Origin of the sequence: Psychrobacter sp. 28M-43 (assembly GCF_014770435.1) — a bacterium.
GTDB lineage: Bacteria > Pseudomonadota > Gammaproteobacteria > Pseudomonadales > Moraxellaceae > Psychrobacter.
Genome location: NZ_CP061739.1, coordinates 2,268,036 through 2,283,330 on the forward strand (window position 1 = coordinate 2,268,036; position 15,295 = coordinate 2,283,330).

Below are 15,295 nucleotides of genomic sequence, written 5' to 3' on the forward strand. Positions count from 1 at the left end.
GCACCGACGATTTGTCAGTGCCGTGATCAATACCGAAGGACGCCTTTTACAGCAAGGCTTGGGCCACTATGGCAGAACCCAAGAAAGTGCCCGTAAAGGTGAGCAAGGCAACCACTGCGATTTTAAATCCAGATTTTTTGAACAAGTTTACTTCCATCTGAGAGATTGCAAACCCTGCATAAGCAAGTACCGGAGTAATAAGTTGTAATACGCCTAACTTATCTGTTTCTACTAAGACATACTCGCTCATCGGAAACTGTGGCAGAGATATCAAAATAGCCACAATGGATATCCAAGCAATAGCGGGGACATTGACCGGAATGATTTCTTTTAATAAGACGCCAACGATACAGCACCCGAATAGAATCAACATGGCAGGTAGCGCAGAGATAGGATCAACGCCTTGTCCTACCCAATTGCTGAGTAATAGCACAATACAGATAACCGCTAAAAGAGCTAAAGACTGCTTGACTGATAAAATAGATTGCTCTGGTATTTTTAGATCAGGATCTGTTTGCGCCGCAGCGGTACTGTCATTTTTCTTCTTAAACTTGCTAGTGACTTTATATAAAAACTCTGTGAATGGCAGTGCAATAAATAGACTGACAAATAGCCCTGTCGCATAAGTCAAAAGATTAGAGGTCGCTGCAAAGGCGGTAATAGTCTCCGCTTGTGCAGGCACGGTTTCAGCGAGCGCTGCTGAACAAGCACCCATCATACTGCCACTACCAATACCGCAAGCCATCGCCAATGCACGGATATCCATGATATCCATAGAAGCAATAATACCCGCCATCAGTGAAAAATAGATGGCACCAAACAACGTACCCATCACATAGACACCCATGACGCCGATACCTTCAGGACTCTGGAGCCCATATTTATCAGCAATGAGCGCAATATTCGGTTCACGAGCAATTGAGTGCGTGGCACCAATAGCCTCTCTACCCATACCAAACACCAATACAGCCACAGGTAAAGCAATAAGCGCAGTCGTTATATTGCCCAACTCTTGTAGTAAAAGGGCGGGACCTGCGGCTATTATTTCTTCTATTTTAGGACCAACACCAACACCAAACTTTGCAATAAAAGGCATGATACTTAAGAGGACCGCATAGCTTGCAAATTTTGCTCGGTCTCTTGATATAACCGCTGTCATTGACGGTATAACGTTGGGGTTTAACAATAGAGTAAATATAAATGCATAAAGTAAAGGCAATAAGACCAGCGTGCCAATGCCAATTGGAATTTTGATAATCCCGATCCATTCTGCAAGTAGTGATGCAATGATCACTAGTAAATGTAGTTTCCAATCAAATAAGTACTTGGTCATTGTACTTGGTAGCACACTGGTATTATTCATAGCAACTCCCTTTGCAATTTATAGTTTCTACTTAACGACTTCTACGTGTTGTTACTACTTATTAGTTTATACAGACTCAGTTTACGCAGACATTGTTGGTAGTTGAGACTCTACTAAAGACACCCATACTTTGATACCTGTCTCGATAGCATCGTCATTAAAGTCATAAGCGGCATTGTGTAATGGTTTGGATGGGCTACTACCATCAACGCCTAACCAAAAATAAGCACCTTTGACGACTTGACTCATAAATGAGAAATCCTCAGAAGCCATGGACGGCTCTACATCCGTATTTACCTTGTCAGCACCTAACGCTTCAGTAGCAGCTTCTTTAATTTCAAGATAGGCCTCACTGTCATTAGTGGTTACTGGATAGCGAATATGGTAATCCATCTCGCCTGTGACACCATATAAAGGCGGTAGTGTTGCAACCATTTTTGTCAGCATATCCTGCATGGACTGTCTTACGTCCATATCAAAGCTACGAACGGTTCCTTTTAGAATGGCGTAATCAGGAATGACATTGGTTGTATCACCACTATTCATCTGAGTGACGCTGATAACACCTGACTTGAGTGGAGATATTCGACGAGAGACAATAGATTGAATATTAGTAATCAATGCCGCACCTGCTGCTATAGGATCAGCTCCTAAATGTGGCATAGCTGCGTGAGTTCCTTTACCAGTTAAAGTAATCTCAAAGGTATCAAAAGACGCCATCATAGGCCCGTTGTTGACCGCAATCTCTCCCACAGGTAGACCTGGCCAGTTATGTAACCCGTAAACAGCATCCATAGGGAACTTATCAAACAACCCATCATCAATCATAGCCTTTGCACCGCCTAAAACCTCTTCAGCAGGTTGAAAGATAAAATAAATGGTGCCGCTAAAATTTTTATGCTGGCTCAGATGCTTTGCCGTACCAAGCAGAACGGAAGTATGACCATCATGGCCACAGGCATGCATACAGTTTTCATGAGTGGATTTATGCTCAATATCGTTTTGCTCTTTTATTGGTAGCGCATCGATATCGGCTCGTATGCCAATAGTAGGACCTGAGCCGTTCTTTAGAACACCGACAACGCCCGTGCCGCCCAATCCTTGATGCACTTCCATCCCAAAGCTCTGTAATTTATCAACAATAAATGCTGAGGTCTTGAACTCTTTAAAGCCAAGCTCTGGTTGACTATGGATTTGCTGACGCCACTGCTTTACTTCACCTAGTAGGGTTTCGTTAATCAACATGTGTTTTCTCCTCACATACTATTGAATTGAGTAACCAAATTGGATAGCGGAGTCTTTTGCTGTTTCGACCCAGACACTTTTGGTCTGTGTATATTCGAGTAAACCTTCGTAGCCACTCGATCGGCCATAGCCACTCTCACCAAAACCGCCAAATGGCGACATGACGTTGATTGATTTATAGCTATTTACCCAGAATGTTCCAGCATTTACTTGAGCGGCCATCCGATGCGCGCGGCCGACATCAGCCGTCCAAACAGCGCCCGCTAAACCAAAACGACTGTCGTTTGCTATCGCTACCGCTTCTTCTTCTTCATCGAATGAAATAACAGAAACCACAGGTCCAAAAACTTCTTCCTGCGCGACTCGCATATCATTTTTCACATTGGCCAAAACGGTTGGCTGATAAAAGTAACCGTTTTCACCGCCACAAATAGCACCTGCCTTTCCGCCTGCGGCAACAACCGCACCTTCAGCAATACCGTCCGATACTAACGAGTGTACGTGGTTAAACTGTTTTTGATTATTGATCGGTCCCACCATCGTGCCTTCATGCCATGGCAAACCCACGGGCAACTTACTCGCGGCCGAGGCAACCCGATCCAACACTTCTTTATAGATATCACGATGGACTAATAATCGAGCACCCGATACACAGCTCTGTCCAGCAGCAGAAAATACCGCAGCTTGCGCGCCCACTACCGCGCGATCCAGATCAGCATCTGGAAAAATTATATTGGCTGACTTACCACCCAGCTCCAATACGCAAGGGATGACACGTTGCGCAGATGCCGAAGCAATGAGCGCGCCAGTCTTCGGTGAGCCAACAAAAACCACTTTTTTAGTTGCCGGATGAGTAATGGCAGCAGATCCTGTGGTGTGTCCCAGCCCATTAATGACATTGACTAAACCACGCGGGATACCTGCTTGCTCAAGAATTTTAACGAGTGCTGTTGAGCTTAGTGGGGTTAATTCAGATGGCTTTAGTAAGACTGCATTGCCGGCGCAGATAGCTGGCGCGATTTGCCAGCCTCCAGTAAATACAGGTGCATTCCAAGGGGTGATTTGAGTGACGACACCATAAGGCTCATGGCGAGTGTAGTTCAAGTGGCTTGTTGGTACGGGGATAACTTGCCCCATAATTTTGTCACACCAGCCAGCATAGTATTCAAACATCTCTGCAACTTTTGCCACCTCAACCCGGCAATCACGAATAGGCTTACCTGCAGAGATACACTCTAAGCGTGCCAAAGGTTCTGCGGCTTCGCGTATTTTCATGCCGCACCTCCACATTAGCTGACCTCGTGCACTGGCAGTCATTGACCACCATACTTTTTGAGCTTTCATAGCGGCATCAGCGGCATCAGCAACAATACTTTTTCCCGCGTCACGATAGGTTAAAAATACCTGACCCGTCGCTGGGTTAGTCAGATCGATGTTGTCTCCATTACCTGTAACTAATTCTCCATCAATCCAGCTGCCAAATTCAGAAGTACCCAGTAGTTCATTAAGCAATATGTCAACTTGTTGCTCGCCATTCCCTTCTACGATAAAACTCATAATTTACTCTCCTAAGCCAGCATTTTTAACAATGCAGTTAAAATCATCCTGATCAGGTATGTTTGATTCACTCTGCGACCAAATCTCAGCTACCTGTTGCGCCAAAGGCAATTCTAATCCCATCTCACTGATCATATTTTTTGCCAGACGTACGTCTTTACGCATCAGCTCCATCGTAAAACCGGAATCAAAACTTTGATTGAGAATCCAACGAGGGAAATTAACTTCACTGATTGCACTACGACCTGAGCCAGCATTCAAACCAGCAATAAGGTCTGCAGGATCGAGGCCTGCCTTGGTGCCCAAAGCTACTGCTTCGGCAGTGGTCACGAGATGTGCGGCACATAGTAGATTATTAATGAGCTTAGCGGCATGTCCATTGCCAGACTTGCCCATGTAGACCACTTTTGAGCTTAGCGCATCCAGATACAACTGAGCACGTTCAAGGGAGCTGCGTTCGCCGCCAACAACCATTACCATGGTACCGGCTTCAGCACCCGCCGGACCGCCACTGACAGGACAGTCCAATAACTGATGACCTAACTGATCCAGCTCTATCGCGAGTACCCGCGTCACCTCTGGTTCTGAGGTAGAAGTATCAATGATCAGAGTATTAGGCTGAGCGCAGTCAATAATGCCACCTTTACCTTTAACAACTGCTTGTACATGCTTTGCCATTGGCAAAGATAGAATGATGACGCTAGATTGAGCACATAGCGCTTTGATATCTGCAACCACATTCACGCCGATTTCCTTGGCAGCTTGGCTCTGGACCTCTCCTATGTCCGTGCCGAATACCTTAAAACCTTTGCGAAGCAAAGACTGAGCCATACCATTACCCATACGGCCTAAACCGACAATACCTATATTTCCCTTCGTCATATCTATTCCTTTAGTCTTGTGTTTTCTGTCAGTCTTATTATGACTAATAAACTATTAAGAAGAATCACAACAAATAATCTTTTGTGTTCTAAAAAAGGCAACACTAGCGTAAGAAACGAGATAGGTTTCTCTTCACTTCGTTTTTTTACTTATAAAAATGGGTAGGATGTTGCTGAAATAGCTATAGCGAGCTTATAGCAGACATAACCGATTGATGACTTAGTTCTGGGAACGTTGTTATTTCGGTTTTGGTGGGCTGAGTTTTTACATGAATACTGAGACCGAGTACAAGGTTCAAATAGTTATCAGCTCGGCTGCTTTAGTTAACTGGTAACGACAAACCTTGAGTAGTGTGATGGTACGGTGGGATGACGAGAAATCTTAAAGATAGGACACAGCCATTGGTTGCAATGGTATTTGTAGAAATGTTTTCGGATCGTCCATATGGTGAGCATTTTATCCAGCGTATTTCTCTCACAACGTTGATTGGGGTAAACGATAGTTGTGATAGTTTGGGAAAACAATCGAAGTCGACGAAAAAAAATATCGAAACTCACGACTTATTAGTCGATTTTCTTAAAAATAGTTGGCGTTACAACTTGTTTGTCAAAGCTGTTCGGGATTCAAGGGACCATCCGTATCCATCGATAGATACTCACTTAAATACAAGCCAAACCCGAATTCTTTAATAAAATTTGAGCCTACTGTCACCTATCCCTGAATATAAAGCATGAGAAGGCTCTACTTACTTGTTATTTAATGATTTATTTTCAATATTTTTGGTCTAATCCAACAATAGAGTAGAGGTAAAAATACTATAAAAATACAGTGCCCAAATACGAGTTAAATTTTATTAGATTGCAATTTACATCGCGATTATTCAATCATATAATATCTGTAAACCAATAACCTAGGTACATATAAGACATCGTCATAATATGTGTTCTGGTCGACCTACCTTGACATGGTAGAGGTCGTTGGTTCGAATCCGATTACGCCTACCAGATTCGAAAAGCCCCAATCTTAAGATTGGGGCTTTTTTTGTCTATAAAATATGAGCTGTAGCGGAAAAGGAAAATATGCATCAACTTATACTCGTGATTTTGCGATCAGATTTAAATCATTTAAAAAAGTGACGGTGACCTAATGGTGACCAAAACGTGACCGACCCTTAAAAACCATTAAAATTAAAACCCTCTTTTTGACCTCTACTTTAAACTGTAAGCTAAAACCTATTTCTGAGTATTTTTCTCTTTATCCTCTTTTATATATTCAAAAATATCCCCTGCCCTAAGATCTAGTGCCTCACAAATTTTATCAATTAGATCTTAGATACTGCGACTTGCTAATTTCTGTTATTCTTTATTTATACTCATATTTTTTAAAACAAACCATGCCATAAATATATTCTGAGTTATTAATATGTTTAACTTCGATTTTAGTCTAAATGTTCTGGTGTATCATGCCTTTCAATTAGGTATTGCTTTCATATTGTCACTACCAATCGCGCTTAACCGTGAACTTGAAGATAATGGTGCAGGTTTGAGGACTTTTCCTTTAGTAACAATTGCTTCGTGTGCTTTTATGCTAGTGGGCATGGACATTTATCAAGACGCCGATGCTGAGGCTAGAATTATGTATGGCATAATCACTGGAATGGGTTTTATCGGCGGTGGCGCTATCTTTAAAAATGAGAGTGGCGCAAAGGGCACTGCTACTGCGGCTGGATTGTGGAATACAGCCGCCATTGGGATATCGGTGGCGTATGGTCGCTATGAGATTGCCATTATATTATCAATAGTTGGTTTTTTAATTTTACAATTCTCAAAACCTTTTAAACCAAAGTCTTAACGATGCCACTCTTAGTCATTAGAATAGAGAATCAAACCGCCATTTTAACAAGAACTTCATACTTACTTTGCTTTGGACAAAGTTGTTAGTGGTTGAGCTCCTTTGAACCTTAGCAAGCGTAAAGCATTGAGAGTCACTAGTACCGTTGCACCAGTATCAGCTAATACAGCGATCCATAGCCCAGTGATACCCAGTACAGTAGTGATTAGAAATATGAATTTTAGACCAAGCGCAAACATCACATTTTGATGAATGTTGGACATGGTGGCACGTGATAGGGCAATGAGATGAGCGACATCCGTGACGCGACTTTTTAATAACGCGATATCGGCTGTCTCGATGGCGACATCCGTACCACCACCCATAGCAATACCTACGTCTGCTGTTGCTAATGCTGGCGCATCGTTAATACCATCACCAATCATCGCTATCTTGCTATTATCCTTCATCTCATTGAGCAAACGTAGCTTATCTTCGGGCAACAGCTCAGCTTCCCATTCCATCTCTAAATGACTAGCAAGCGCCTGAGCGGTCAGACGGTTGTCACCTGTAAGCATCACCGAACGCACACCCATCGCTTTGAGCTGAGCCACTCCTGCCTGAGCATCCTCTCGCAACTCATCTCGTAATGCTATCAATCCAAGCACTTCATCACTTTGCTCATCATACAAAACTGAGACAATCTTGCCTTCCTTTTGCAATACTTCAATGTCTGCCTGTTGAGCCATTGACATCAAGCTTTTTTTAGTTGCATAGACAGGTGATCCAATGGCTAAAGGGCGCCCGGCTACCGTTGCATGTACTGCTTTTCCCGCAGTAGCATAGGCATTTGAAGCTATCGGTATAGAGATATTAGCGGCTTTGGCATGATCAATAATCGCTTTTGCCAGTGGATGGCTAGAGGCAGACTCAACACTGGCAAACAGCGCTAGCATCTCATTCTGACCTTCAGGCCCTATATGCTCTTGTACTGATTGCTTCTGTGTAAAGGCTATCACATCGGTCACCTGTGGCTTACCTTCAGTTAACGTACCTGTCTTATCAAAAGCCACGACATTCACGCGACCCATGGTTTCTAAAGCACTGCCACCTTTGATGAGTAAGCCGCGGCGTGTACCAACAGCCAACCCTGATGCAATGGCGGCCGGAGTAGATAGGATGAGTGCGCAAGGACAGGCGATTAGCAATAGTGCAAAACCACGATATAACCAAGTCGCCCATTCTCCTCCCATCGTTAGCGGCGGAACAATAATAACCAGTGCAGCGATAGCCATCACCGCTGGGGTGTAATACCGACTAAATTTTTCAATGAAACGAGCCGTAGGGGCTTTAGAGGTTTGCGCTTGCTCTACCAAATTGATAATGCGTGCAATGGTGTTGTCAGCAGCTGTCTTTTGTACACGGATTTGCAGCGCTCCTTGCATATTGATTGATCCTGCAAATACCGCATCACCTATCGCCTTGGCAACGGGAATTGATTCGCCAGTAACAGGTGAGTCATCAAGACTAGAGCTACCTTGAACAATGACACCATCAGCGGATACTTTATCGCCAGGACGTACCAATACCAGATCATCGACCTGCAACGAAGCTGCCGGAACGTCACGTTGTCCGCCTTGTGCATCAAGTAAAATCGCAGTCTTTGGCACTAATGATGCCAATGCCCTGATACCAGCACGGGCACGATCTGCTGCCACACCTTCTAACAATTCACCGACAGAGAACAAAAAGACAACCGCCGCCGCCTCTTCAGCTTCACCAATGATAAGTGCACCAATTGCCGCGATAGACATCAGCATTTCAATGGAAAACAGGGTGCCTGTCATTGCCAAGGTTATAGACTTTCGGGCAAAAGGGAAAACACCCACAATGACGGCAATAGCAAATGCCCACATGCCATAATCAGGGAAAAGTAATGCCAACGCGTAGGCGACACTCATCAAGACGCCGAGACCAACCACTTGCTTACCTTTTCTGGTTTGCCACCAACGCTGTGGCTGCGTATTTAATAGATTATCACTAATGCTGTCTGCTGCGTTTGCTTGATCAGTAGTGGCAGATATGCCAAAACCCAGACGCTTGATGGTCTTTTCAATATCGCTGCACTGAGTATCTGAATCAGGGGCAAGCGATAGCTCTAACTTTTCAGTCGCAAAATTAAGCTGTATGTCAGAAACACCGGGCATACGTGCTAATGCAGTTTCGATTTTTCTGACGCAACTGGCACAGTCCATACCTTCAATACGATATTGCATAATAAACTGCCTCATTATAAGAATTCATTTGATAACGCTATTGTGAACCCTCTAGTGGCTTCAGAGTCAAGGCCGTTTATATGCAATTGTATAAACTTGATTTCCTTATGGCTAAACCTTATAGTTACTTTAATGTTTTCAGTTTTGAAATGACTTTGAAATAACTTCAAGAGAACTGTGAGGTAACTATGCTAATAAAGATTGGCGAGCTTGCTAAGCGCACAGGCGCTACAGTAGAAACCATTCGCTATTATGAAAAAGAAAAGCTATTACCAGAACCTTCCCGTAGTGAGGGGAATTATCGCTTATATCGCGAAAGTCATATCGAGCGTCTACAGTTCGTTCTGCACTGTCGTACACTAGATATGACATTGGATGAAGTACGGACTTTACTTAAGTACTGGGAAGAGCCTAGCAGAGATTGCGTTGATGTCGATACCTTGTTGGATGAACATATCCGCGCTGTAGAAACACGTATAGAAGAGCTAAAACAGTTAAAAAAACACTTAAGTGTTTTGCGACAGAAATGCGTCAGTAGCGCACCAGCGAAGTCATGTGGCATATTGAATGCACTTGCTGATCATTCTTGTCATGAAAATTCGCCATATGGCTCATAGTAAATATTATCTGAATAGATGCAAATAATTAATACTTATTCATCGCTATATATAACGCCTCTGCTGCTTGTTAATTACTATGCCACCATCGCACTTGATTCTATTTAAACGCATTGTAATGACTTGGTTAAACAAACTCTGATGATTTGGCCTCTTCAAAAAACGCGAACCATAGACGCCTACCCTCCTCATTAATACGCCGCACCGTCTCAAAATACTTTTGCCGTGCGTCCTCATCTACTAAGGGAGCAGGAAGTAGAGGATCAAAAACAACACTTCGGATACCTGCATCTCCAAGGATAAATATTTCTCGAAGCGCCACATGGAACGGCAAGTCGTCCAAACCACTTAGCCAGTCGGTGAGCTGCTGCGACTTCTCTTTATAATGCTTTTCAAGATGCATGTCTGACCAAAGTGCTCGTACTTTTTTCTGCCTAACCTCATCAAAGTCATTGGCCTTAAAAACCGCAGCTTCCTCTTCTAATCCTAAGTCCAATAAACGCTGACGGACGACATCAATACCGCCTAATAAATTATTGGGGCGCAGATAAAGCCCCTTATCGAGTTCACGAAACCCCAATAATGACAAAGCACGAGCACGGGCACGCAGCGCTTTACGGTCACTGCGAGGTAATCCACCGGTCACTACCGCTATCCATGACCCATCGGATTTTATCGTTCTTTTATCCGCTGTCTGCCATAAGGCCACATCAGCGCCTAATTTTTGAGCTTTCGGTCCAAGTTTGTAGGTGGCAGGACCAATCGACTCAGCAAGATCCGCTTGGATCAAACGAGCCAACGTCACACGTATACTATTTTCTGTCATACCAAAGATAGAGCCTGCCAGCACCGCTTCGGAAGCACTAAGTGTGTTTGCCTCTGCCACCATAAGTAAGCGTAAAAGCAATAAGCGAGGCGTTGGTTTGTTCATATTACACCTATTGACGGAATTATTTTTTATATGTAATACTGATCTTGGAAATTACTGTAACTTAGGGAATGACATTTAAAATCAGGGAAGACAATCATCATGTCAATTGTAAATCAATTTAAGACCCATGAGGTGCAGAATCAACCTTTTGCCTTAGCCAATTATAATGCATGGGAAACAGATACAGCGCTCAAAGAAGCGGTCGCACGAGAGGGTGCTGCTTGGGCAGAAAATCACTTGAAAGAGTTTGGCGCACTGACTGGTGGAGATCTGATCAACAGCGGATTCTTGGCCAATGAAAACAAGCCTAAACTGCGCAGCTTTGACAGCTATGGTCGGCGTATAGATGAAGTAGAGTTTCATCCGGCTTACCATGATTTGATGCATGCAGGGATGAAATATGGCATGAGCAACTTTGCTTGGCGCAATGAAGATCGTGATAGTGCCCATGTGGCTCGAGCGGCAGTCATGTATCTCGGCTCACAGCCTGAGGCTGGGTTTGGTTGTCCCATGTCTATGAGCTATGCTGCTATCCCTGCCCTACGTCATTCGCCAGTGCTGGCCGAAAAATGGCTGCCCAAGCTATTATCCGCACACTATGATCCGCGCAGCTTGCCCATGGAAGAAAAGCTAGGCTGTACGATGGGCATGGGTATGACAGAAAAACAAGGTGGATCAGACTTACGCCGCAATACGACTCGGGCTATACGACAAGAAGATGGCTCTTATGAAATCATTGGGCATAAATGGTTTTTCTCAGCGCCAATGTGTGATGCTCATCTCGTCTTGGCCCAATCTGACAGTGGTCCTAGTTGCTTTTTAGTACCACGCTTTCGGCCTGATGGGACACGCAATGCCGTACAAGTTCAACGCTTAAAAGATAAATTAGGAGATTGGGCAAACGCTTCCTCCGAGGTAGAGTTTCAAGGCGCATTCGGTGAGCTAGTAAGCATTGAAGGTCGCGGTATCCCTACCATTATCGAGATGGTCGCGCTAACCCGACTTGACTGTATGATTGGCTCCTCAGCTCAAATGCGCCAAGCGATCGTTCAAGCGATTCATCACACCAGCCAGCGCGAAGCCTTTGGTAAATTATTAGTCAACCAACCTATTATGCGTAATGTGTTGGCAGATTTAGCCTTAGAGTCCGAAGCGGCTTTGGCTCTAACAATGCGTATTGCGCGCGCTGTTGATAGGATAGAAACAGACGCTCATGAAGCCGCGCTCGCTCGTATTGCTACTGCGATTGGAAAATACTGGATCTGCAAACGCGCGCCCGTTCTTATCAATGAGGCACAAGAATGCTTGGGCGGAAATGGCTATATCGAAGAGACTATTATGCCGCGTCTGTACAGGCAAGCGCCGCTAAACTCAATCTGGGAAGGCAGTGGCAATGTGCAGTGTCTAGATGTGCTGCGTGCATTAAAAAAAGAGCCAGAAACTCAGAGAGCTTTATTTAAGGAACTGCAGCAGGCAGCAGGGAAAAATGCTGATTATGATGCAGAGTTAAACCTGCTGATAGAGCGATTTGAGGATACGCAAACCTTGGAGTTCCGTAGTCGCTATGTGATTGAGCGCCTAGCATTGATGCTACAGGCTTCGATACTCTTACAGACTGAACATACGGAGATCGCTCATGCATTCTGTCGTTCTAGGATTGGGAATGAGCATGGGCTGGCCTTTGGTACATTAAATCCTGATGCTCCCGTGGATTTATTGATCGAACGGGCGGCTGGCGCGACCAAAGCAGTTATCTAAATATATTTGTATGTGTTAAATAGTCCTCTGCTACTGATTGGTGTCGTAGCAGAGGCTTTTGCATTTGATGTCAGTCACTTTCTTCTCAGCCATAACTGGCTAAATAACGATCACATGACATCCTAAAAAAAGGCGCTTCTGAATTATAGAAACGCCTTACCGAATCGTCGTTCAAATGTTAAATCGTTTAAATAAGCTCATCGTTTCGCAGAGTAAGAACTTCATAGCCGTCAGAAGTAACCGCAACTGTATGCTCCCACTGAGCAGATAATTTTTTATCATTGGTGATTACGGTCCAGCCATCTTTTTTGACTTTAACTTTGGCTTTACCTTGATTGACCATCGGTTCAATGGTAAATGTCATACCTTCTTGTAGGACTAGGCCTTTTCCTTGATGTCCGTAATGTAGAACTTGCGGTCCCTCATGCATTTCGCGTCCAATACCATGGCCACAATACTCTCGCACTACAGAATAGCCCTGCTGCTCAGCGTAACTTTGGATGGCATAACCAACATCACCTAGCGTTGCTCCAGGTTTCACCACTCGTATTCCTTCCCACATGGCTTCATAGGTCTGATCAACCAAGCGTTTTGCAAGGGGCAACACCTCACCTATCAAATACATTTTGCTAGAATCAGCGATAAAACCACCTTGTTCTAGGGTAATATCCACATTCACAATATTACCCGATTTGAGTATTTGCTGCTCTGAAGGAATACCATGACATACCACGTTATTCACCGAGGTATTTAATGCATACTGATAACCATACTGACCCTTACTGGCTGGACGTGCACCTAACTGATCGACAATATAGTGCTCAGCAAGGTTATTGATGTCCATCGTAGAAGTACCGACTGCAATTTGCTCATCGAGATAATCAAAGACAAAGGCGAGAAGTCGTCCAGACTCGCGCATGATTTCCAATTCTGCTGCATTTTTAAGTATGACCTTATCCATCTATAAGGTTCCTTATATTGACATCAGCTTGTCTCATTTGCTCATTGATAATTTGGTTGTAAGACATATTCGGGTTGGCTTCAGCAAGCATGCCTATCTTCATCCAGTATTCAGCTTGTGCGTTGATGGAGCGCACCATGACGGCACTTGCTTTACGAATATCTTCATGCAGTTCATCATCAATTTTAACAATACCCATAAAAACACCTTAATATACGAAACGTATATGAATCGTATATCTATTTTTGTATGGTTGCAAGAAATTATGTATCGCTTGAGCTCAGTTTCCTTATATCGAAATTATTTGAATTAAACTATAGCTTGATACTGATAGCAAAAAACCACCTATCAAGGTGGTTTTTTGCGTCTGATTTTTTGTTCAGATGTGGTGTAGCCGACTTTTAGAAATTTCTATTTAAAAAATCATGTGAGCACATACCGCAATAATTGGTAATGAGATGATTGTTCTCAATAGAAAAATGACTAATAACTGAAAAAAGCTCACCGGAATTTTTGTCCCTAAAATCAATCCGCCAACTTCTGACATATAGATCAGTTGAGACACTGACAAGCAAGCGATAACAAATCGCGTTAACTCTGACTCTATTGAAGAACCGATAATAGCCGGCAAGAACATATCTGCAAAACCCACCATGATCGTTTTTGACATTTCTGCGGCAAAAGGTATGTTCAATAACTCTAAGAATGGAATAAATGGCATACCTAAATAATCAAATACAGGTGTTTCTTCTGCAACGATCAAACCCATCGTGCCGATTGCCATAACGACAGGCAATATCCCAATCCACATATCCAAAATATTCTTTAGACCATCTCTTAAGAAAGTAAGAAAACTTGGACTCTTATCTGCTTTTTGGACAGCTTTATGTAAACTGTGGGTAAATAGTGTTTTTCCTTCGGGAATGGTTTCATGATCTCTATCACTGTTTTCGATAGTATAAGTATCTTCAATTCTAGATAAAGGCAATAACCTTGGGACTATTAGCGCACAAACAATCCCGCATAAAGCAACGACCCCAATCATATTGATAAAGTAGCTCTCGAGCTTAACCTGAGAGATGACAACCAAACAGAATGTAATCGACACTGCTGAAAAACTTGTCGCGATAATTGCCGCTTCTTTTTTGGTATAGAACCCACCTTCCAATTGTTTATCGGTTAATAAGACACCGATAGTGCCATCACCCAACCATGACGTTAAACAATCTACAGATGACCTACCTGGTAAGCCAAATAAAGGTCTCATCACTTTACTTAGTAGAACCCCGAAGAATTCTAATAAGCCAAAATCAAGCAATAACGGTAGCAGTAATCCAGCTAAGAAAAATACAATAAAAAGTATTGGCATTAACTCATATAATATTAAGCCGCCAATATTGTCTGAATATATTGCCTCAAACCCAAATTTAAAATAGGTCACAACAACGAAGAACGCACCAAGCATCCTAATAACAAGCCAAGGCGTTGTAACGTTTAATAAGTTATTCAAAAACGCATTATTCAGAATAAATGCAGGTTTCATGATTTTAGTATATAAGGTACAACACAAGGTAATCATGATTGAGGTGACAACCAATAACGGCAAAAGGTCGCCGATATAACCCTGTATATAATCCTTCAATACAGATATAGGAATGGTAAATCCTTCTGCATAGGTGACAAACTGACCATCCACATAGGGAATTGGAAATACGAAAAGCATCAAACCTATAATAGAGGGGATAAAGAACTTCAAAAACTGTCTGATATTGATACCGCTAATATCTCGACTTGCAGCGCTGGCTTTAATAATGTCCATATTATTTTTACTCGCAGTCCCTTTTTAACCAACCTAAAGAAGGTTTTAACAAACCT

At 43.1% G+C, this 15,295-nt stretch carries 13 protein-coding genes; 3 read left to right on the forward strand and 10 right to left on the reverse strand.

All coding sequences use genetic code 11. The features are described from left to right. Positions 1-46 precede the first annotated feature (46 nt). From IEE84_RS09430 to IEE84_RS13275, 5 genes are all read right to left on the reverse strand, one after another. Positions 47-1,363 carry a DUF3100 domain-containing protein gene (locus IEE84_RS09430; protein WP_224737743.1) on the reverse strand — a complete coding sequence of 439 codons (1,317 nt, stop codon included), beginning with the start codon at positions 1,361-1,363 and terminating at the stop codon, positions 47-49. An 81-nt stretch (positions 1,364-1,444) separates the two neighbouring features. Then, positions 1,445-2,608: a M20 aminoacylase family protein gene (locus tag IEE84_RS09435; protein ID WP_191113982.1), complete on the reverse strand. Its 1,164-nt coding sequence runs from the start codon at positions 2,606-2,608 to the stop codon at positions 1,445-1,447. A gap of 18 nt (positions 2,609-2,626) precedes the next feature. Then, the gene (locus tag IEE84_RS09440; RefSeq protein WP_191113983.1) at positions 2,627-4,165 is read right to left on the reverse strand and encodes an aldehyde dehydrogenase family protein; all 1,539 of its coding nucleotides are present in this window, start codon (positions 4,163-4,165) and stop codon (positions 2,627-2,629) included. Positions 4,166-4,168: 3 nt separating this feature from the next. Further along, a complete protein-coding gene (locus tag IEE84_RS09445; RefSeq protein ID WP_267442786.1) occupies positions 4,169-5,047 on the reverse strand; it encodes an NAD(P)-dependent oxidoreductase in 879 nt (292 codons plus the stop codon). Between the two features lie 1,232 nt (positions 5,048-6,279). Further along, complete coding sequence (locus IEE84_RS13275; protein ID WP_356625715.1) at positions 6,280-6,369, reverse strand: helix-turn-helix domain-containing protein; 90 nt, start codon at positions 6,367-6,369, stop codon at positions 6,280-6,282. Between the two features lie 100 nt (positions 6,370-6,469). On the opposite strand from IEE84_RS13275, the gene IEE84_RS09450 reads away from it, so the two are divergent. Next, on the forward strand, positions 6,470-6,898 hold the full coding sequence (locus tag IEE84_RS09450) for an MgtC/SapB family protein (protein ID WP_191113984.1): 429 nt from the start codon (positions 6,470-6,472) through the stop codon (positions 6,896-6,898). 62 nt (positions 6,899-6,960) lie between these two features. On the opposite strand, the gene IEE84_RS09455 is transcribed toward IEE84_RS09450, so the two are convergent. Beyond that, entirely contained in the window at positions 6,961-9,153 is a 2,193-nt protein-coding gene (locus IEE84_RS09455) for a heavy metal translocating P-type ATPase (protein WP_191113985.1), read from the reverse strand. Positions 9,154-9,341: 188 nt separating this feature from the next. On the opposite strand from IEE84_RS09455, the gene cadR reads away from it, so the two are divergent. Beyond that, a complete protein-coding gene (gene cadR, locus IEE84_RS09460; protein WP_191113986.1) occupies positions 9,342-9,770 on the forward strand; it encodes a Cd(II)/Pb(II)-responsive transcriptional regulator in 429 nt (142 codons plus the stop codon). Between the two features lie 127 nt (positions 9,771-9,897). Here cadR and IEE84_RS09465 read toward each other — a convergent pair whose 3' ends face one another. After that, positions 9,898-10,701, reverse strand: coding sequence for a PaaX family transcriptional regulator (locus IEE84_RS09465; protein ID WP_224737744.1), 804 nt, complete (start codon positions 10,699-10,701; stop codon positions 9,898-9,900). 99 nt (positions 10,702-10,800) lie between these two features. Between IEE84_RS09465 and IEE84_RS09470 the strand changes: the two genes are divergently transcribed. Next, entirely contained in the window at positions 10,801-12,459 is a 1,659-nt protein-coding gene (locus IEE84_RS09470) for an isovaleryl-CoA dehydrogenase (protein ID WP_191113987.1), read from the forward strand. Between the two features lie 187 nt (positions 12,460-12,646). Here the strand turns inward: IEE84_RS09470 and map are convergent, their stop codons facing one another. The 3 genes from map to IEE84_RS09485 all read right to left on the reverse strand — a co-directional run bounded on the left by map (position 12,647) and on the right by IEE84_RS09485 (position 15,239). Next, entirely contained in the window at positions 12,647-13,420 is a 774-nt protein-coding gene (map, locus tag IEE84_RS09475) for a type I methionyl aminopeptidase (protein WP_191113988.1), read from the reverse strand. After that, positions 13,413-13,619, reverse strand: coding sequence for a ParD-like family protein (locus tag IEE84_RS09480; RefSeq protein WP_191113989.1), 207 nt, complete (start codon positions 13,617-13,619; stop codon positions 13,413-13,415). The genes map and IEE84_RS09480 overlap by 8 nt, the downstream gene beginning before the upstream one ends. 216 nt (positions 13,620-13,835) lie before the next feature. Continuing rightward, positions 13,836-15,239: a YjiH family protein gene (locus IEE84_RS09485; RefSeq protein WP_191113990.1), complete on the reverse strand. Its 1,404-nt coding sequence runs from the start codon at positions 15,237-15,239 to the stop codon at positions 13,836-13,838. Between the last annotated feature and the right edge of the window lie 56 nt (positions 15,240-15,295).